Genomic DNA, 18,733 nt, shown 5'->3' with positions numbered 1-18,733 from the left:
AAATCCCGTTTCTATCGACCAAAGGATGGACCATGAGCACTGTACCCGAATGCCCGGAATGCCGGTCCCGCTTCGCCTACGAAGATCGCGGCCTCTACGTTTGCCCCGAATGCGGCCATGAGTGGGCGGCGGCGGAGGAAGCCCCGACGGAGGAAGTCGCCCCGGTCGTGCGCGACGCCCACGGCAATGCGCTCGACGCCGGCGATAACGTCACCCTGATCAAGGATTTGAAGGTCAAGGGGTCGTCTTCCGTGATCAAGGTCGGCACCAAGGTGAAAATCCTGCGCCTGGTCGAGGGGGATCATGATATCGATTGCCGCATCGACGGTTTCGGTGGGATGATGCTGAAATCGGAGTTCGTGAAAAAATCCGGGTAGGCCGGGCCGCCCATTTATTTCAATCCGCAACCAACGAGAGAGAGGCCAACCATGTCGCTGATCAAGATTATGCCCTGTCTGGACATGAAGGACGGGCGCGTCGTCAAGGGAGTGAATTTTGTTGATTTGAAAGATGCCGGCGATCCGGTAGAAAATGCCAAGTTCTATCAAAGCGAGGGGGCCGATGAGCTGGCCATGCTCGATATCGCCGCGACCCTGGAAAACCGCAAGACCCGGTTGGAGTGGGTGGAGAAGGTGGCCGAGGTGATCAGTATTCCGCTGACCGTCGGCGGGGGGATCGGCAGCCTGGAGGATATCCGCCTGACCCTGGCCGCCGGTGCGTCCAAGGTGTCGATGAACAGCGCCGCCGTCAAGGATCCCGAGCTGGTACGCAACGCCGCGCGGGAATTCGGTGCCGAGCGCATCACCGTCGCCGTCGACGCGCGGCGGAATCCGGCCATGCCTTCGGGTTTTGAGCTGGTCGTCGCTGGCGGCACCAAGCCGGTCGGCAAGGACGCCGTCGCCTGGGCGCGGGAGTGCCAGGAGCTGGGCGCCGGAACCATTCTGCCGACGAGCATGGACGGCGACGGCACCCGCGCCGGTTATGACCTGGAGTTCACCCGGGCGATCGCCGACGCGGTCAACGTTCCGGTAGTCGCTTCCGGTGGCGCCGGAACGCTGGAGCATTTTTACGAGGGGGCGGTTCAGGGGGGCGCGCAGATCCTGCTGGCGGCCTCGGTCTTTCACTTCCGCACGTTCCGCATCCAGGAAGTGAAGGACTATCTGCGTGGACGGGGGTTGTCGGTTACCCCTTAGCGTTCGCAGACTTTTTTCACGGCATTCCAGTTGATCCACAGGGCCAGGCCCACGAACGCCGTCACCGCGGTTCCGGCCAGGCCCCGGCTGTAGCCGTTGTTGAGGGTATCGAAGACGAGAACCGCGAAAAAGCAGCCTCCGATCAGCAGATCCGCCTTGGGCGCCCAGGTCGGCCGGGCGTTCCAGGCGGCGCTGAGAATGTAGACGTTCATCAGGCCGTACCCGCCGGCGACATAGGCGAAGGACTTTTGCCAGTCGGAGGCGATGTCGTTGAGGGTGACGCTGACGGCGTAGAAAACGCACAGGAAGGAGGTCAGAACACTGAAGGCGATATGGCCGTAGAGCAGGCCGGTATCCGGTTTTTTCATGATCGTCTCTCTCGGTTGGGGGATGTCGGCGGTTGGGGAAAGATTAGCAAAAGAACCGGCAAAAAGCCAACGGGACAAGCGTTTCGGCCGGCGGTCGTTCCCCCCTCTTTCTACTAAAGAGTACGTTGGCTACTCGTGAGCTTTTTTTCCCCCACCCAACCCTCCCCCGCTGGGGGAGGGCAAAGAGTTCTCCCCCCGGAGGGGGGAGGAAGGAGGGGGGGGAGTTGCCAGGTCCCGAGTTAGTAAGGCTGAACGCTGAAAATGCGCAGGGACGGTTTCGTCCGGGAGCACCCATGCCCACGATTGATGATGTCGAACGCTATCTGGCCCCTTACGGGATTCAGGTGTTGCGCTTCGCTGCGCCGACCCCCACGGTGGAGGCGGCGGCGGCCGCCGTCGGCTGCGCCCCGGCGGAGATCGCCAAGAGCATGCTGCTGCTGGTCGGCGGTCGGCCGCTGCTGGTGGTGGCCTGCGGCGACGCCAGGGTCAAGAGTTCGAAGCTCAAACAGGCGGTCGGGCTTTCCGGCAAAGTCAGCTTCCCCGGGCCGGAGGAGGTGCGGCGTCATACCGGCTACGCCCCCGGCGGGGTCTGCCCCTTTCTCTTGCCGAAAGAGTTGCCCGTGCTGCTCGATCTCTCGCTGCGGCGTTTTGACCGCATCTATCCCGCTGCCGGGGACGATCACTCGGCGGTGGCGATCTCCAGCGAACAACTCGCCGAACTGACCGGCGGGCGCTTCGCCGAGGTCTGTGATTGCGCACAACCGTAAAGAGACGGACTACAGGAGGTGAAAGCCGATGGTGGAAGTGTTGATGCTGATCGTTTCAATCTTTGTCGGTCTACTGCTCGTCGCTGGGGCGGCCGCCCTGCTGGTGCGGGCGCGGCTGGCCAAGACCCGCCAGGTGCTGGAACGGCGGGTGCGGGGGGATGGGGATTTCGTCCAGCTGCTGGTGGACAACGCCCGCTACAGCGGCGCCGATTCCGGCTATTCGAAGGTAAAAAACAACGGCGTGCTGATCGTCGGAGATCGCTGCCTGTACTTTCAACATTTCATCGAGAAGTCGCCCTCCATCGTTTTGCCCCTGACTGAGATTCAGGATGTCACCCTGGAGGCCACCTTTCGCGGTGAGCTGCCGGCGCTGGCCACCGGCGGTTATCTGGTGCTGCATACGACGGATAACAACCGCATCGGCTTTCTGCTCAAGGATCCGGAAAGCGTACAGACCAAGATTTATGAGCTGCGCAATCGCGGAGAGAGTGCGACGCCGCTGCAAGGCTGATTTTCGGGGCGGTTTCCGCTCGCGGAGGGAGAGATGAAAACATTCTGGTTCATTGCCCTGGCCTTTCTGGTCGGCGGCCTGCTCCCCATTCAAGGGGGCTTCAACGCGCGCATGGGGCAAATGCTCGCCCATCCCCTGCAATCGTCTTTGATCTCTTTTGCCGTGGGCACGCTCTTTCTCGCCCTTTGTCTGGTGCTGCCCGGCATCGGCTTGCCCGGCTGGGGAGAGATTCGCGAGGTTCCCTGGTATCTGCTCACCGGTGGTTTCATGGGGGCGATTTTCGTGACCTTGGTGCTGCTGCTGATCCCCCGCATCGGCGTGGCCAACGTGGTCGTCGCCTCCCTCGCCGGGCAGTTGCTCGTTTCGATGCTTCTCGACCATTTCGGCTGGCTCGGCGTACCGCCCCATCCTCTGGGGATTCCCCGAATGTTGGGGGGCTTTTGTTTGCTGCTGGGGGTGTTTCTGGTTCGTTATTGACGGCGACGGGGAAGGCTGGGGGAGGAAAAACGGCGGGCGGCGATAACGCTTGCGGCATAACGGCCGGCACGGGGTGACGCGTTCCCCTGCCACAAGGAGCGCGTCGGGCGTCGACCGCGAGGGGAGGCCCGGCGGCGGGCCCCGCCATGGGCGAAAATCGCCGCCCGCCGAGGTGGGTGCTACGATTGTTTATTGCGTAACACTTATGCCACGCCTTGCCCCGACAGTCAACGGAGAAAAGCCGGCCCGGTTCCTCGCTTTTACGAAGCCGGGCGGAGCCTGTAAGAATTTTAACCAGCAAAGTGACAGAGGCGGCAATTCCGTTTACTATTTCAGGGTCATTCAGTCCGATTCCTCTCTCTGGCGGAGGCACCCTTGATACGGGTTTTCCCCCTTGTTCCGCGGATGCTGGTCGGTGCCTTTCTGTTCGCGGCGACCGCCGTTTCTTCGGCCGCGCCCCTTCCACAAAAGGAGGCGCGGGTCCTCGTCCTGCACTCCTACCACGCCGGCCAAAGTTGGACGGAGAGCGTCATGCAGGGGATCCGCGAGGTCTTCGCCCCGGAGTCTCCGGCGATCCGCCTCCATGCCGAATACCTGGATACCAAACGCAACCCCGACCCCGCCTATCTCGACGCCTTCGATAAACTGCTCCGGAGCAAACTCGCCGGTCTCTCCTTCGATCTAATTCTGGTGTCGGATAACGATGCCCTCGATCTGGCCCTAAGCTACCGGGATGAACTTTATCCCCATCTTCCCATCGTCTTCTGCGGCATCAACAACTTCACGCCTGAGATGATCGCCGACCGCGCCGGCATCACCGGCGTGGTGGAGGAACCGAGTTATCGGGAAACCCTGGAACTGGCCCTGCGCTTTCATCCCCGCACCCGCGAGGTCATCGTCGTCGGGCGGGACGACACCCTGACCGAACGATTGATTCTCGAAGACCAGGCCCAAGCTTTGCGGGCTCTGGAAGGGCGGGTACGTGCCGACTTCTGGATCAATCTTAGAGCCGAGGAGTTGCAGGCGCGGCTACCCGAACTCCAGGACGGCCGGATCGTCATGCTTGCCACCACTCTGCGCAACCGAGCGGGACGGGTTCTTTCCTACGGCGAAAGCTGTCGTCTGGTGCGCGCCGTCTGTCCCGTTCCTCTTTACGGCGGCTGGGATTTTTTTCTCGGCAAGGGGATCGTCGGCGGCCGTCTGGTCAGCGGGCTACGGCAGGGGCGGCTGGCGGCGGAGATGGGCCTGAATATCCTGCGCGGGGCGGACCCGACGACGCTCCCCGTGGTCGATACCGAGTCAAACAACGCCTATATGTTCGATTATCTCGAATTGCGGCGCTTCGCCATTCCCGAATCGACCCTGCCGGATGACGCCCTGGTCATCAACAGCCCCCCTCCTTCTATCCCGTTGGTAGGCGGGAATTCTGGATTTTTCTTGGCCTGATGGTCGCTTTGGTGGTCCTGAGCCTGCTGCTCTCGCGGGCCAATTATCGGCTGAAACAGGCCAAGGCCGGGCTGCGCCGGGTGCTGGCCAAAGCGGAAGAAGAGCGCGACCGGATCGACGCCATCCTCCGTTCCCTCGCCGATCCGCTGCTGCTGCTCGATCTGCGCGGGCGGATCTTGCAGGTCAATGCCGTGGCGGAGAGCCTCTTTTCTTCCGCCGTCGCCGGCCGGACGCTGGTGGAGGTTATCGATGATGCCCGGTTGAGGGAACTCGTGGAAAACACCCTGAAGGGAGATGGGAAGGAGGGGGCCGTCGATCTGGAACTTTACCATCCGGAATATGCCGCCCCGCGCATCTTCCAGGCACGACTCTTTCCTGTGGCCGGGCCCGGGCGGGAACAGGCGGGGGCGGTGGCCGTTCTGCAGGATGTGACCCGGCTGCGGGAGATGGATCGCATGAAGAGCGACTTCATCTCCACCGCCGCCCATGAGTTGCGCACCCCGATCACGGTCATCCTTGGTTTCTGTGAACTGCTGGCCTCGGGGCGCGACTTTTCCGAGGAAGAGCGACAGGATTTTTTACAGACGATCATCAGTCGCGCCGAATGGCTGTCACGGCTGGTCAACGAACTCCTCGATCTGAGCCGGTTGGAGCGGGGCGGGAGGATCGCTTTGCAGACGACGGAATGCGCCGTGGACGAACTCCTGCGGCCTTTGGTCGAGCAGTATCGGACCCTTTATCCCCGGCACGAATTTTCACTTTTTCTCCCCACGCCGGCACCGCGTCTGTATGTCGACGGTGGAAAGATCAGCCAGGTTCTGGATAACCTGCTCAGCAACGCGGTGAAATATTCCCCGGAGGGAGGCCCGGTGAAAATCCGTGGGGAGATCGATGGCGAAAACTGTTGTCTGACCGTGAGCGACCAGGGCATCGGCATGTCGCCCCAACAGTCGGCGCGCATGTTCGAAACGTTTTACCGGGCCGATTTCAGCAATACGGCCGTCGGCGGACTGGGTCTGGGGATGGCTATCGTCCGGGGGATCGTCGAAGCGCATGGCGGACAGATCCGGGTGGAAAGCGCCCCGGATAAGGGAACGAAGGTGGTTGTGTGCCTGCCGCTGACGCGTCTTGACGCCGGCGGGCCGTTGACGTAGGGTTTTGGTATTCACAGCCGGCGCGAAGGCGCCCAATTTTCAGGGAGGTTGTTTATGTGGAAGAAACTGCTTTTTTTCCTGTTCCTTTGCGCCGCGGGCCTAAGCCCAGTGTGGGCCGCCGGTTCGGTCGACATGCAGGAGGGCCAGTGGGAGATCACCACGCGGGTGGAGATGCCCGGCATCCCGGTGCAGATTCCGCCCATGACCTTCAGTCAATGTATCACCCAGCAGGATCTGGTTCCCAAGAACGAGCAGCCGGACAACGAATGTACCATGACCCACAACCAGATCGACGATAATACCGTGGTCTGGAGCGTCGTCTGCAAGGGGGAGGGGGGAGAAACCCGGGGAGACGGACAGATTACCTATCATGGCGATCACTTCGAGGGGAGCATGCAGATGTCCATGCCCGAGGGGATGACCATGACCAATCATATGAGCGGCAAGCGCATCGGTCCCTGTCGTTAGGCGGCTGATGAAAAACGCCCCTCCGCGGCGTGGGTTCGGCGGCATGGCGCTTTGTGATCGATCGCGCTTTCCCCTAAAAAAGACATCGGATTCTACAGGGATGAAAGGGATAGACAGGATAGGGTCTTTTCGGTTTTATCCCTTTCATCCCCTTCATCCCTGTAAAAATGAGGTGTTCGGCACAATTCCAGAATGCAAGAAGGGCGACTCTAAGGGGTCGCCCTTCTTGCGTTGCGAAACCTGTCGGCTAATGGCGACAGGGTCAGTCGCGGTCGTGCCGCCGATCCCGATCCTTCCCTTTGTCCTTGCCCCGGTCATGACCGCGGTCATGGTGATCCCGGTCATGACGATCCCGCCGGTCCCAATCTTTGCGGTCACGTTTGTCTCGGTCTCTGCGGTCACGCTTGTCCCAGTCTTTACGATCATGTTTGTCCCAGTCTTTACGGTCACGACGATCGACTGGACGATAGACCTGTCCCCGGTAATCACCCCGGGATTGATGTTCCCGATAGCGGCGGTATTCCCGGTCGCGGTGGATGACGATATCCTTGTGCTTGTGCTTGCGCAGGCCATAGGGGAGAAGGTCGCCACGAACCGGGGTCCAGGGGCCGTTGTAATGGCGGCCGCGATGCCAGTTTTTGCCGTGGTAGACGTAGTAGAGACCGTCGATATAGACCATGTCATAGGGGATATCGATGGCGATGGAAAGACCCAATCCCGGCGGGGCGAGGAAAACCGGCGGGGCGGGGATCATGAAGTTGGGAACGGAAACCGCGGGAAGGCCGTAGACCGGACGCCGGCTGCCGACGTTGAGGTTCAGGTTGAAGCCGACATCTGCGGCTTCGACCGTCGTGGCGGTGAGCAGAAGTGCCGTGCAACAAAGGATATTGCGGATTTTCATAGAAACACTCCAATAAAGGGTTTGGGGGTAGCGTTGGAAAATATAGACGCCTGGGATTTTAATGCAGCAACCCTGCCAGTTTTGGCGGTGTTGCTATCTGTCTGAAATTTTTAAGTTATCATCAGATGGACGCGGATACGACAGCTGTTTTTGTCGCCGATAGCAGACAGTTTTGAAAGACATTCGCAAAAAATAGGACCAATTCCACTGTCGACTGTCGCAAAAAAACGACAGGGATCAGATTGCAAACTCCACTTCCGGCAACTCGGGGTCGCCGGTACCTTCCAGCAACGGCAGGGTAAAGGTAAAGGTCGTGCCCTGGCCGCAATGGCTGCACGCGCTGATATGGCCGCCGTGGGCTTCGACGATGGCCCGGGTGATGTAGAGACCCAGTCCGGTCCCGGAAGGGGCGGTTTCGCGACTGTCGACGCGGAAGAATTTATCGAAGATTTTTTCCCGCAACTCCTCGCTCAGACCGATCCCCTCGTCCGCCACGGCGATGCGTAACATACGCTTTTCGACGGTGCCGCTGAGGCTGATGCGCCCCTCGGGGGGGGAATATTTCACGGCATTGCTCACCAGGTTTTCGATGACCTGGGAAATACGGTCTTCATCGGCCAACACGGCCGGACAGTTTTCAGGGAAGCGTACTTCAAAGCGCTGCCGGTTGCCGCGCTGGTTGCGCAAGACGGCATGAACCAGTTGATCGACTTGGCAGGCGCCGAGGTTCAGGGGGAGATCGCGCCCGGCTTCGATGCGGCTGACATCGAGAAACTGGTCGACCAGACGGGAGAGGAATTCGGCCCGTTCGTGGATGATGCCCAGGCATTCTTCTCGATTCCCGCTCATTTCCCCTTCGGGTAGCTGTAACAGTTCGCAGAAACCCAGAATGGCCGCCAGCGGGGTCTGGAATTCATGGGCGGTCGTCGAAACGAATTCCCGGCGCATCTGGTCGATTTCCCGCTCGTGGGTGACATCGATCATCACCCCGACCAGTCCGCCGATGTGACCGGAATTGTCCTGGTAGGTGGTCTTTTTGTAGATCGCCTGCCGGGGGCGCAACCCGGCCGCCATGACCGGCAACTCGTATTGGCAGGTGCCGGGGTTGGTGAAAAGGTCTCCGTCGGCCTCAAGGTGAACCCGAGCCTCCTCTTCCGGAAAGATTTCGTCGACCCTGTGACCGACGATTCTGTCCCGAGGAATGCCGTAGAACTCTTCAAAGGCCCGATTGCAGCCGAGGTAAATCCCTTCGGTATTTTTATAGAAAACCGGTTCGGGCAGTTCGTTCATCAGCGTCGCCAAAAACTTGAGCTGCGAGGCAAGCTTGCCCTCCGCCTGCCGCCGCCGGTCCACCTCCTCGGCGAGCAGGCGGTTGCGTTCGAGCAGCTCTTGCTGGGCGTCGCGCAGCTTTTCGCTCATGGCGTTGAAGGAACGGGCCAACTCGCCGATTTCGTCCTGTCCGTCTTCGGCGATCCGCTGGCCGAAGCGCCCGGCGGTCAACTCTCGGACGGCATAGGTGAATTGCCCCAGAGGGCGCACCAGGGCCGCCGACAGCGGCAAGCTCAAGAGCAGGCTGAGCCCGGCCAACAGCAGGGAGGCCAGGGCGATGTCGCGGGTCAGTCGCTGGACGGCGCTGTTTACCGGTTGCGCCGAGATGCCGACGTGCACCTGGCCGAGGCCGCCCCGGCCCACCGGAACCGCCACATCGTAAATCTTCCCCTGTTCCGTGGCGAGGTGGGTAATGCTGTGGTCTTCGTGCGGGGGGAGGGGGTTCACATCGAGCAGCGCCGAGGGAAACCCGTTGCTGAAGGTATGGGCAAAGACTTCACCGTTGCGCGGGTCGCGGAAGAAGATATAGACGATATCTTCCTCGGTCGCCTGCGCCTGGATGGCATTAAGCTTGATGGTCAAAGGGTCGCGGGTGAGAATCGGGGCGATGCTCTGTTGGGCTAGATGGCGGGCGATGGAAATGCCGCGTTTTTCCAGCTCGCTGCGCAATTCCTGGGAATACTCGAAGGTGACGAACAGCACCAGGGCCAGGCCAAAGAAGAGGGAGAGGCCAGCAAAGGTCAGATAGATTTTTTTGCGCAATCCCGTAAGAAAGGGCATCAGGGGGTTTCCTGTCCAATCGTGTTCAACATCTGGCGGATGGTGTCGTAAGCGCCGTCGTCGATGGGGGTGAAGCGGTCGATATGCATCCCTTGCAGGATCGTTTGCCCTTGAGGATCCTGATGCATGGTCAGCAGCGCCTGGCGGAACTTTTCTCGTAGCTCCTGGGGAACGTGTGGCGCGGCGACCACCGGCGGAATGGCGAAGGGGCCGAAACGCTCCACGACGCGCACGCGCCTGTGCAATTTCGGGTCGGCGGCGCTGAGATAATCCCAGATCAGGCTGTCGACGGCGGCACCATCGACCAGACTCTCGGATACAGCATGAATCGAGCGGTCATGGGCATAGGTGTAGCTGAAGGAGACAAAAAAGGACTCGGGGGTGTGCCCTCGTTGCGCCAGTTGGTTGCCGGGAACCAGGCAGCCGCTGTTGGACTGGGGATCGGTGAAGGCGAAGCTCTTGCCCTGAAGGTCGTCCAGGCTTTTCGCCGGGCTGCTCGCGGGGACGATCAGGTTGGAATAGTAGGCCGCTTCGCCGTTGACCACCGGCGCGGCCAGCAGTTCGAGCCCGAAGGCTTCCCGCCCTTCGACATAGGGGCCGCTGCAGACGAAGGCGACATCGACGTCACCGTTTTTCAGCATGGTATTGAGTTTCCCGTAATTGCCGGGATCGACGACGGTGATTGTCAGATCGAGCCGGTTGCTCAGATAATCGACCAGCTGCCGGTAATAGACGTAGCCCTGTTCGGGAGTGATGATCGAGCCGATGCTGAGGCGCAGCGCTCGCGGATTCGAGCGTTGTTCGATTTCGGGCAGATCAACCCGGTCGGCGAGATTGATTTTTTGTGCCGAGCCGCGGTCGCAGGCCGAACACAGTAGCAGCCAGGGCAGGCCGCAGAGCAGCATAGTCCGGAAATATTTATGAAACATGCCCCCTCCCTGTTTCCGTTATGGCATCCCCTTGAATTGACGCACCGAGTCATAGGCGCCGTCGTTCGTGGGAACGAATCGATCGATATGCATGCCGGCGAGAATCGCCTGGCCCCGTTCGTTTTTGTGCAGCTCCAGCAGGGACTGACGCACCTGGCGACGCAATTCCCCGTCGGTGTGGGGGGCGGCGACCACCGGCGGGATGCCGTAGGGGCCGTAGCGGGCGAGTACCCGAACTTTCATCGCCAGTTTCGGGTCGCGAGAGCGCAGATAATCCCAGATGAAGCTGTTGACCGAGGCCGCATCCACCAGGCCGTAGGCGACGGCGAGGATGGACTGGTCGTGGGCGTAGGTGTAGCGGACGTTGGCGAAAAACTCCTCCGGCGTCGTCCCCAGACTTTCCAGTTCCCTGGCCACGACCAGGCCGCCGGTGCGGGAATGGGGATCGACAAAAGCCATCTTTTTTCCGCGCAGGTCGGCGAGGCTTTGCGCCGGGCTGTCTTCGGGCACTATCAGGTTCGCGTCATAAAGCGGCTTGCCGTCCACCAATGGGGCGGCTAGCAACTCCAGGCCGAAGCGTTTTTGCCCCTCGACGTAGGTACCGCTGCAGACAAAGGCGACATCGACCTTGCCGGTTTCGAGCAGGGTGAGAAGTTTTTCGTAACTGCCCGGATCGACCACGTTGATGGGGCGTCCCAGCTCTTTGGTGAGATAGTCGATCAGCTGCTCGTAATAGACGTACCCCTGGGCCGGAGTGACGATCGAGCCGATACTCAGGTTCAGCGCCGGTTCTCCAGGGTCGTAGGAAGGAGGGTTCGTCGTCTCTCGGCGGCTGAGGTCGACGCTGCGCGGCGCTTCTCCCTCGCAAGCGGTCAGGACCAGCAGCAGGGGGAGGCAGCAACAGAAAAAAATGCATTTCGCCCAGCGGACCATCGCATTCTCCTAACGCGTTGTTTCACAATGTTCGTGTACACAGGGTAAGAGGGGAAGTTGGGGTAAATTAATCAATCTTTTGTAAGTTTACGGTGGACGCGAAAAAAAACACAAGTCGCGCGGATATTTTTTATCATCAATAGGGGATAAGCCGCCCATGCGCGGAGGTATAGGGCGTCGGATCGAAGGGACTGCCGCAGAAGAAGTTTAGGGGTGTCCCAGCGCCCGGTCGATGCCGGTGAGCCCTTCCAGGGCGCCGGTGGCGATGGAGATGTGCGGCGAGCGGATATGGGGTTCGCGGGGGTTGATGCGAATCACCGTTGCGTTTCCGCGTTCGCCGAGGCGCTCGCTGGTGTAACGGATGGTGGGGATGGCGCTGCCTGCACCCATTTCGATGATCGCCAGGCGCTCTTTGCGGTGCTGTTCGAGGAAGATGTCGAAGCGCATCTGCTGGCCGTGGCTGCGCCCGCCGATCCAGGAGAAGTCGCTGAACATGAGGATGTTGGGGCGGGCGGTGCCGCCACAGCGGGGGCAGAGGGGGATGTGTTTGGCGCGCATGGTCGCGAAATCGATGGGAATTTCTTCCCGGTTGCTCCAGATTGCCGAAGAGCAGGGGGTGAGGCATTGCAGATGGTGGATGGAGCCGTGAACTTCGAGCATCTGCTCTTCGGCGAAACCGGCTTTCTGGAACTGGCCGTCGACGTTGGAAGTGACGACGAAGGTGTCGAGTTCGAAACGCTCGGCCCATTGCCGCAGCAGGTGAAAACCGGCGTGGGGGACGGTACTCCGGTAGAGGTTGGTGCGGTGGCCGTAGAAGCCCCAGCCGAAGGCCGGATCGCGGTGGAAGTGCGCGGGATTGGCGGCATCGACGAAACTCAGGCCGAGCCGTTCGTACATGGGATAGGCGTTCCAGAACCCCTGATCGCCGCGAAAATCGGGCAGCCCCGAATCGACCCCCATCCCCGCCCCGGCGGTAACGACCAGCGCCTCGGCGCCTCTGACCGCCTCAGCCGCCCGCTGGAACAGTTCCGAATTCATGTAGCCCTCCTCGATAAGGGGTTTGCCTTCAGTCTTCAGCCTTCAGCCTAAATCCCTACCTTAACCAACCTCGGTTGCAGCACCCGAATCAGTTCCCGGGGATCGAGCCCAATGAGAAAGCCCCGTTTGCCGCCGTTGATGTAGATGCGCGGCAGCTCGGTGATGGTCTCCTCCAGATAGACTGGCATCGCCTTGCGCGTGGCGAAAGGGGAGGTGCCGCCGACCTGATAGCCCGAGTGCTTGTCCGCCGTCGCCGGCGCGCAGGGGGAGACGGTCTTGCAGCCGATCTGGCGGGCCAGTTCCTTGGTCGAGACCTGGCGGTCGCCGTGCATCAGCACGATGAGCGGCCGGGCCGCCTCATCCTCCATCACCAGGGTCTTGATAACGGCGTGTTCATCGACGCCCAGTTCCCGGGAGGAGACGGCGGTGCCGCCCTTGTCCTCGTAGGCGTAGAGATGTTCGGTGAAGGCCGCCTTTTTCTCACGCAGCAGGCGGATCGCCGGAGTGACGGGAAATTTCTCCTTGGCCATGAGCGTTCCTAATTTGCAGCGCCGGCGAGGGAGAGGGCCAGCATGATCAGACTATAGATGATGGCCGCCAGGCAGGCGAGGGCGAGCAGGTTGAAGAATTTCGCCGCCGGGCTTTTGGGCAGATAACGCAGGGGCATGACCAGACCGAGGGCCGCGCCGCCAAGGGCACCGCCGAGATGCCCGGCGTTGTCGGCGCCGACCAGCAGGCCGAAGATGAAGGCGTAGACCGCCCAGCGGAACATGAAGTCGCGGATATAACGACCCGGTTGACCAAGGCGGTGATAGTAGGCGACGGCGAAGCCGATCAGGCCGAAGAGCGAGCCGGAAGCGCCCACCACCGGCGTCATGGGATGCCAGAGGTAGCCGAGGATCGTGGCGGTCAGCGCGGTCAGGGTGTAGAGGACCAGGAAGCGCGCCTTGCCCAGTTCCGATTCGATGAGCGGCCCGACCTGATGCAGCACCATCATGTTGAAGCCGATGTGCAGGATGCCGCCGTGGGTGAAGGCGTAGGTCAGGCAGCGCCACCACTCCCCCTGCTGCAGGACCAGCGGCCAGAACTGGCCGCCCCAATGGATCAGCAGTTGGGTCGGCGGCGCCAGCAGCACCCGGCCACCGAGGCCGAGGGCGGTACCCTGCACGATCATCAGCGAGAAGAGGATGAGATTGCCGACGAGAATCAGTTTGCTCAGGGAAAAGGCCGCGCCGCCGCTGGTCGGTTGCCCCTTGAGCAGGCTCTTGAAGTCCCGCTCCCAACGCATGATCCGCCACTGCCAGCGGGTGCCGTTCATCCCCAGTCCGTCGAAAAAGCGTTTCCAGTCCAAAAGAAAAAGTTCCTTCCTTGATAAGTGAATTGTTTCGAAAATATTGCAGAAACGCTCCAAAGGTTCAAGCTTTTCCGGGCAGGGAAGACTTGAATTCGCCCTTTGAATTGTGCAAACTTACATTTTGGATTTAAAGACATTCATTGGATTCGGATGTCGTTGTCGGAGGATTCTTCATGCATATTGTCGTCAGACTTCACGGTTCCTTCCGGGTGGGGCGCTTTCGCGAGGAACTTCGCCCCTACCCTGAAGGGACTACGGCGGCGCAGGTGGTGCTCGATCTCGATATCCCGCTGAACCAGCCGGACATCGTCATCGTCAACGACGAGCGCGCCACCCTCGACCGGGTGCTGCGCGACGGCGATCTGCTCGCCCTCTTTCCCCTGGTGGCCGGCGGCTAGCCCGCTCTATCGATTTTCAGCCCTTTTCTCCGTTGCGAGGTGTGCCCATGCGCATTGAAACGAACGATCCGGTCTCCAATCCTTCGCGGATTTCCTACCATCGCTGCACCGTCGATCTGGCCGACGGCAAAATGGTTTTCGAGGATGTTCCCTGCGCCAACCTGGAAGATGTGCTGGGCGGTTTCGGGCGCTCCTTTCAACTGCTGGCCGAGCGGCAAATCCGCGAGGCCTATTGCCTGGAAAATCCCCTGATCGTCAACACCGGCCTCTTGACCGGTTCGGCGATCATGACCGGAATGCGCACCTATTTTTCCGGCTACAGCCCCCTCAAGCATTCGGACCGGGGACTGCCGGCCGCCATGTGGTCGGCCTCCAGCGGCAAATTCGGTTACAAGCTGAAGTGGACCGGGTTGGATGAGATCATTTTCGAGCACTGCTCGCCGACCCCGGTCTACGCGGTGATTTCCGAAAGCGACCAGGGGCCGAGGCTGGAACTGAAACCGGCCGGGCACCTGCTCGGGCTGACCACCCACGAGAAGATCATGGCCCTGCGCCGGGAGTACCCCGACGCCCACTTCGCCGCCATCGGTCCGGCCGGGGAGAATTATCGCGCCAACTACATGGGGGCGGTGGCCCTGAGCACCGAGAACCAGCTCAAAAGCGGCGACGACAAGTGCCGCTTCGCCGGACGCGGGGGGATGGGCAGTCTGATGGGCTACAAAAACCTTGTCGCCCTGGTGGCGCAAAGCCGCGACAAGCTCGACAAGCCGACGGCGGAGATCGCCGCCATCAACAAAGAGATCGTCCACGGCGGCGGCTCAGCCCGCTTCCAGCCCATCGCCCAGGGGGGGAACGGCGGCACCTGGGCCTCTTATGAGGTGTTGCAGGCCTTTTACGCCGTGCCCGAGAACAATTTCCAGCCCAAGGGGAACGACGGAGTCGAGCAGGTCTTTCGCGAAAACGTGGTCAAGGATCTGGAGGTCGCCTCGGCCGGCTGTTTCCGCTGCGGCATCCGCTGCCACAACAACATCTACCGCCGCGAGCCGAACGGGGGCAAGGGCGAATTCCTCGCCAAATTCGACTTCGAACCCCTCAATTTGCTCGGGACCAATTTGGGTCTGCACCACGGCGAGCCGGCGGGGGAGTTGATCCAGATGGCCGACAACCTCGGCATGGATGCCATCTCCCTCGGCACCACCATCGCCTATGTGCTCGATTACAACCAGCGCCATCCGGATACCCCCCTGCTCAATGGCGCGACCTTCGGCGAGCTGGATAAAATCAAGGAGTTGATCCATCTGGCCGGAACCGGCAAGGCGCCGGAAATCGGCGGCGGCTCCAAGCGCCTTTCCCGGCATTTGGGCGAAACCGGCTATGCCATCCAGGTCAAAGGGATGGAGCTCCCTGCCTATCTGCCGGAAACCAATCCTGGTTACGCCTGGGCCATCGCCGGCGGGCACATGTCGATGGGCACCTACCTGCTGCTGGTGCGCCAGGGCAAGACCGATCTCGACTACTGGGTCGACGCCATCACCCAAACCGGCCTGCTCATCGTCGGCTACGACATGATCGGCCTGTGCAAGTTCGTCGGGGTGCCCATCGACCATCCTCTCATTGTCCGCGCCGTCAAGGAGGCGACCGGCCTCGAAGTGACCTCCGAGGAACTCAACGCCGCTGTGCGGCGGGCGTTCTTGTTGGGGTTGGCCCTGGAGCGGCGGCAGGGGTATGAAAAATCTGAATACGCGCTGCCGTCCATTGTTTTCGATCAGCCCAACCCCAACGTCAAGCTGCCCAAGTTCATCACCCGGGAGTTCTTCGCCGCCCTGCAAGAGCGTGTGTGGTCGGTCTTTGATGCGGAACTGCCCAAGCTCTCCTGATCTTTGACGAAAGGGCAACTGACCATGAGAATCACCGGATGTCAGCTGATCGACGGCGAGGAGCCGGTTTCCTGTGGAGAAACCTTCCAGGCCGTGAATCCCGCCACCGGCGAAACGCTGGAGCCGCCCTTCTGCGAAGGGACGGCCCGGGATGTGGATCGCGCCGCCTTGGCGGCCGAGCGCGATTTCGATACCTTCCGGAACGCCTCGGCGGAGCGGCGGGCGGTTTTGCTGGAGACCGTCGGCGAGGAACTGCTGGCCCTGGGGGATGAGCTGCTCGACCGGGCCGGGGCGGAAACCGGCCTGCCCCGGCCCCGCCTCGAAGGGGAACAGCTGCGCACGGTGAATCAGCTGCGGCTTTTCGCGCAAGTCGTCCGAGCCGGAGATTATCGCGGTATTCGTATCGATCCGGGTGACCCGGACCGGACGCCGTTGCCCAAGCCCGATCTGCGCCTGCGTTATATTCCCCTGGGGCCGGTGGCGGTCTTCGGCGCCAGTAATTTCCCCCTGGCCTTTTCTGTCGCCGGCGGCGATACCGCCTCGGCGCTGGCGGCGGGCTGTCCGGTGCTGGCCAAGGGGCACCCTGCTCATCCCGGCACCTCGGAACTCGCCGGGCGGGCCATCGTCGCTGCCTTGCGTCGTTGTCACCTGCCGGCCGGGGTTTTTGCCTTGGTTCAGGGAAGTTCCCACTCGTTGGGCGCTTCCCTGGCGGTACATCCGCTGGTGCGGGCGGTGGCCTTCACCGGTTCGCTCAAAGGGGGTCGGGCGCTTTTCAATCTCGCGGCGGCGCGGAATGAGCCGATACCAGTCTTCGCCGAAATGGGGAGCAGCAACCCTCAGTTTCTGCTCCCCGAAGCCTTACGGGAGCGGGGGGCGGAGATCGCCGCCGGGTTCGCCGAGGCGCTGACTTTGGGGGTCGGGCAGTTCTGTACCAATCCGGGGTTGCTCTTCGCCATCGCCGGGTCGGATCTGGAGACCTTCGCCTCTCGGGTCTCCGCCATGCTCGGGGAAAAATCCGCCGGGGTCATGCTGCATCGTGGGATTCGCGAGGCGTATCTTTCCGAGGTTGGTCGCCGTTCCCGCATTGCGGGCGTTCGGCCGTTCGGGGAGGTGGGGGAAGCCGCCTCTGGCGCGTGTCTGGCCGCCCCGGTCCTGCTGCGCACGGATTTCGCCTCTTTTTACAAGGAGCGGGAACTGTCCGAGGAGATTTTCGGGCCGGCGGCGGTGCTGGTCGCGTGCGCCGACCGGGATGAGTTGGTGACCGCGGCGCGGCGGCTGCGCGGTCAACTGACCGCCACGTTGCACGGCACCGCCGGTGATTTTTCCGCCTTTTCCGAACTGCCGGGCATTCTCGAAGTCAAAGCCGGGCGTCTGATCTGCAACGGTTTCCCCACGGGGGTCGAGGTCAGTCCGGCCATGGTCCATGGCGGTCCCTATCCGGCCACCACCGACAGCCGTTTTACCTCTGTCGGCACGGCGGCCATCCAGCGTTTTTTGCGTCCGGTCTGCTATCAGAATTTTCCCCCCGCGTTGCTTCCCGATGGTTTGGGGACCTCCAGAAAAGGCCACACCGACTAGAGGATTCGGATCATATCTATCTGAAATTATATTATTTTGCGGTCTCAGTAGAGGTTGATTTTTTTTAAAAAAGGGCTATCATTTGCGCTGGGCCATTAATTCATTTCCATCATTTAAACGGAGGATCTATGTCGCTGGTTAAGGAATTCAAAGAGTTTGCAGTCAAGGGCAATGCCGTGGATATGGCGGTCGGTATCATCGTCGGCGCCGCCTTCGGCAAGATCGTCACTTCGATCGTCAACGACATCATCATGCCGCCTATCGGCAAACTGCTCGGTGGGGTCAATTTTACCGGACTCTTTATCAACCTCGGGAGCGAAACCTACGCGACCCTGGCCGACGCCAAAGCGGCTGGCGCCGCGACTCTCAACTACGGGGCTTTCCTGCAGACCGTGGTCGATTTTGTCATCGTCGCTTTCGCTATCTTCATGCTGGTCAAAGGGATCAACTCTCTGCGCAAGAAGGAAGAAGAAGCTCCCGCCGAGCCGCCGGCACCGCCGGAGGATGTGGTTCTGCTGCGGGAAATCCGCGACGCCCTGCAAAAACGGGGATAATTCCCTGCCCATCCATCATTCGGTTTTATCTGCCGTAAATACCGCGCAACCGCGGTTGCACTAAGCAGCCGCGGTTGCGTCCCCTCCTCGGTCGTTCCCTCCCTGTTTTCACCGCATTCCCCCCTCTGAAGCGCAGCCCAGGTTGCGTTTTTGTTTTCTCCGTTTTCTTTGACGCTTTCGATTTTTCTTCATGAAATCGGTCGGTTGCGAAATTCCGTCCAGCTTGGCACTGCCCTTGCTCTTAAACCGAACAAGTCGACGGAGTTTCTCTCCGTTGGATAAAAACGTTTCATGGCGGAGTATGTTCCCCGTCGGAGAACGCATAAATCGATACCCCGGTTTTTTCTGAGAAGAAAGGAGGGTGCGCGAGGGGGGTGATACATGGGTGGCTTTCGTATCTGGGGCAAGAAATCGAAAAAAGAAGAAGACCTAAACTCAAGGGAAGAAGAAGGAGGAAAAAAATGAGGAGAAGTTTCGGGAAAAAATTGGCGACGCTGCTGGGTATTTCGTTTTTTGTCGCATCTGCGGCTCAGGCTGGTGTCATCAACGGCGGCGGTGTAAATCATTTTGTGTAAATGGTTTGGTTTTCGGTTATCAGTAAGCTGGCATTCTGTCTTCGAACAGGATGGAAAACCGGTTGAGGGCCGCCTTCCAGTCCCGGATCGGCAGGGTCCATTT

Annotated in this window: 20 protein-coding genes; 12 read left to right on the top strand and 8 right to left on the bottom strand. The window is 60.9% G+C overall.

Going from position 1 to position 18,733, the window contains the following annotated elements; translation table 11 throughout:
* The first annotated feature begins 32 nt into the window (after positions 1-32).
* Together BQ4888_RS05375 and hisF are read left to right on the top strand one after the other, a co-directional pair.
* A complete protein-coding gene (locus BQ4888_RS05375) occupies positions 33-377 on the top strand; it encodes a zinc ribbon domain-containing protein YjdM (protein WP_092054742.1) in 345 nt (114 codons plus the stop codon).
* A gap of 51 nt (positions 378-428) precedes the next feature.
* Complete coding sequence (hisF, locus tag BQ4888_RS05370; protein WP_092054643.1) at positions 429-1,193, top strand: imidazole glycerol phosphate synthase subunit HisF; 765 nt, start codon at positions 429-431, stop codon at positions 1,191-1,193.
* Here the strand turns inward: hisF and BQ4888_RS05365 are convergent.
* The gene (locus BQ4888_RS05365) at positions 1,190-1,561 is read right to left on the bottom strand and encodes a hypothetical protein (RefSeq protein WP_092054641.1); all 372 of its coding nucleotides are present in this window, start codon (positions 1,559-1,561) and stop codon (positions 1,190-1,192) included. The genes hisF and BQ4888_RS05365 overlap by 4 nt on opposite strands.
* Positions 1,562-1,854: 293 nt before the next feature.
* On the opposite strand from BQ4888_RS05365, the gene BQ4888_RS05360 reads away from it, so the two are divergent.
* The 6 genes from BQ4888_RS05360 (at position 1,855) to BQ4888_RS05335 (ending at position 6,384) form a co-directional block, all read left to right on the top strand.
* Positions 1,855-2,328 carry a YbaK/EbsC family protein gene (locus BQ4888_RS05360; protein WP_092054638.1) on the top strand — a complete coding sequence of 158 codons (474 nt, stop codon included), beginning with the start codon at positions 1,855-1,857 and terminating at the stop codon, positions 2,326-2,328.
* Between the two features lie 28 nt (positions 2,329-2,356).
* Positions 2,357-2,839 carry a hypothetical protein gene (locus BQ4888_RS05355; protein ID WP_092054636.1) on the top strand — a complete coding sequence of 161 codons (483 nt, stop codon included), beginning with the start codon at positions 2,357-2,359 and terminating at the stop codon, positions 2,837-2,839.
* A gap of 33 nt (positions 2,840-2,872) precedes the next feature.
* Complete coding sequence (locus BQ4888_RS05350; RefSeq protein ID WP_092054634.1) at positions 2,873-3,316, top strand: DMT family transporter; 444 nt, start codon at positions 2,873-2,875, stop codon at positions 3,314-3,316.
* Positions 3,317-3,691: 375 nt separating this feature from the next.
* Positions 3,692-4,762 carry an ABC transporter substrate-binding protein gene (locus BQ4888_RS05345; protein ID WP_092054631.1) on the top strand — a complete coding sequence of 357 codons (1,071 nt, stop codon included), beginning with the start codon at positions 3,692-3,694 and terminating at the stop codon, positions 4,760-4,762.
* On the top strand, positions 4,762-5,916 hold the full coding sequence (locus BQ4888_RS05340) for a sensor histidine kinase (RefSeq protein WP_092054629.1): 1,155 nt from the start codon (positions 4,762-4,764) through the stop codon (positions 5,914-5,916). Before BQ4888_RS05345 ends, BQ4888_RS05340 begins: the two co-directional genes overlap by 1 nt.
* A 54-nt stretch (positions 5,917-5,970) precedes the next feature.
* Positions 5,971-6,384 carry a DUF3617 domain-containing protein gene (locus BQ4888_RS05335; protein ID WP_092054626.1) on the top strand — a complete coding sequence of 138 codons (414 nt, stop codon included), beginning with the start codon at positions 5,971-5,973 and terminating at the stop codon, positions 6,382-6,384.
* A 262-nt stretch (positions 6,385-6,646) separates the two neighbouring features.
* On the opposite strand, the gene BQ4888_RS05330 is transcribed toward BQ4888_RS05335, so the two are convergent.
* From BQ4888_RS05330 to BQ4888_RS05300, 7 genes are all read right to left on the bottom strand, one after another.
* Positions 6,647-7,285 carry a hypothetical protein gene (locus BQ4888_RS05330; protein WP_092054624.1) on the bottom strand — a complete coding sequence of 213 codons (639 nt, stop codon included), beginning with the start codon at positions 7,283-7,285 and terminating at the stop codon, positions 6,647-6,649.
* A gap of 237 nt (positions 7,286-7,522) precedes the next feature.
* Positions 7,523-9,394 carry an ATP-binding protein gene (locus tag BQ4888_RS05325; protein ID WP_092054621.1) on the bottom strand — a complete coding sequence of 624 codons (1,872 nt, stop codon included), beginning with the start codon at positions 9,392-9,394 and terminating at the stop codon, positions 7,523-7,525.
* Positions 9,394-10,323, bottom strand: a complete 930-nt coding sequence (locus tag BQ4888_RS05320) for a substrate-binding domain-containing protein (protein ID WP_092054618.1) — start codon at positions 10,321-10,323, stop codon at positions 9,394-9,396. The genes BQ4888_RS05325 and BQ4888_RS05320 overlap by 1 nt, the downstream gene beginning before the upstream one ends.
* An 18-nt stretch (positions 10,324-10,341) precedes the next feature.
* Positions 10,342-11,256, bottom strand: a complete 915-nt coding sequence (locus BQ4888_RS05315; protein ID WP_092054616.1) for a substrate-binding domain-containing protein — start codon at positions 11,254-11,256, stop codon at positions 10,342-10,344.
* A 207-nt stretch (positions 11,257-11,463) separates the two neighbouring features.
* Positions 11,464-12,294 carry an SIR2 family NAD-dependent protein deacylase gene (locus BQ4888_RS05310; RefSeq protein ID WP_092054613.1) on the bottom strand — a complete coding sequence of 277 codons (831 nt, stop codon included), beginning with the start codon at positions 12,292-12,294 and terminating at the stop codon, positions 11,464-11,466.
* 47 nt (positions 12,295-12,341) lie between these two features.
* Positions 12,342-12,824 carry a Cys-tRNA(Pro) deacylase gene (gene ybaK / locus BQ4888_RS05305; RefSeq protein ID WP_092054610.1) on the bottom strand — a complete coding sequence of 161 codons (483 nt, stop codon included), beginning with the start codon at positions 12,822-12,824 and terminating at the stop codon, positions 12,342-12,344.
* A gap of 8 nt (positions 12,825-12,832) precedes the next feature.
* A complete protein-coding gene (locus tag BQ4888_RS05300; protein WP_240746420.1) occupies positions 12,833-13,645 on the bottom strand; it encodes a rhomboid family intramembrane serine protease in 813 nt (270 codons plus the stop codon).
* 176 nt (positions 13,646-13,821) lie between these two features.
* On the opposite strand from BQ4888_RS05300, the gene BQ4888_RS05295 reads away from it, so the two are divergent.
* The 4 genes from BQ4888_RS05295 (at position 13,822) to mscL (ending at position 18,055) form a co-directional block, all read left to right on the top strand.
* Positions 13,822-14,046 (top strand): MoaD/ThiS family protein, encoded by a 225-nt coding sequence (locus tag BQ4888_RS05295; protein ID WP_092054605.1) that lies wholly within the window; start codon positions 13,822-13,824, stop codon positions 14,044-14,046.
* Positions 14,047-14,093: 47 nt separating this feature from the next.
* On the top strand, positions 14,094-15,923 hold the full coding sequence (locus BQ4888_RS05290; RefSeq protein WP_092054601.1) for an aldehyde ferredoxin oxidoreductase C-terminal domain-containing protein: 1,830 nt from the start codon (positions 14,094-14,096) through the stop codon (positions 15,921-15,923).
* A 24-nt stretch (positions 15,924-15,947) separates the two neighbouring features.
* Positions 15,948-17,501, top strand: a complete 1,554-nt coding sequence (locus BQ4888_RS05285; RefSeq protein WP_092054598.1) for an aldehyde dehydrogenase (NADP(+)) — start codon at positions 15,948-15,950, stop codon at positions 17,499-17,501.
* A 128-nt stretch (positions 17,502-17,629) separates the two neighbouring features.
* Complete coding sequence (mscL, locus tag BQ4888_RS05280; RefSeq protein WP_092054595.1) at positions 17,630-18,055, top strand: large conductance mechanosensitive channel protein MscL; 426 nt, start codon at positions 17,630-17,632, stop codon at positions 18,053-18,055.
* Positions 18,056-18,733: the final 678 nt, after the last annotated feature.

Source organism: Desulfuromonas acetexigens, assembly GCF_900111775.1.
GTDB classification, from domain to species: domain Bacteria; phylum Desulfobacterota; class Desulfuromonadia; order Desulfuromonadales; family Trichloromonadaceae; genus Trichloromonas; species Trichloromonas acetexigens.
Note: the sequence above shows the minus strand (reverse complement) of the source record. Positions and strands in the feature narration are given on the sequence as shown.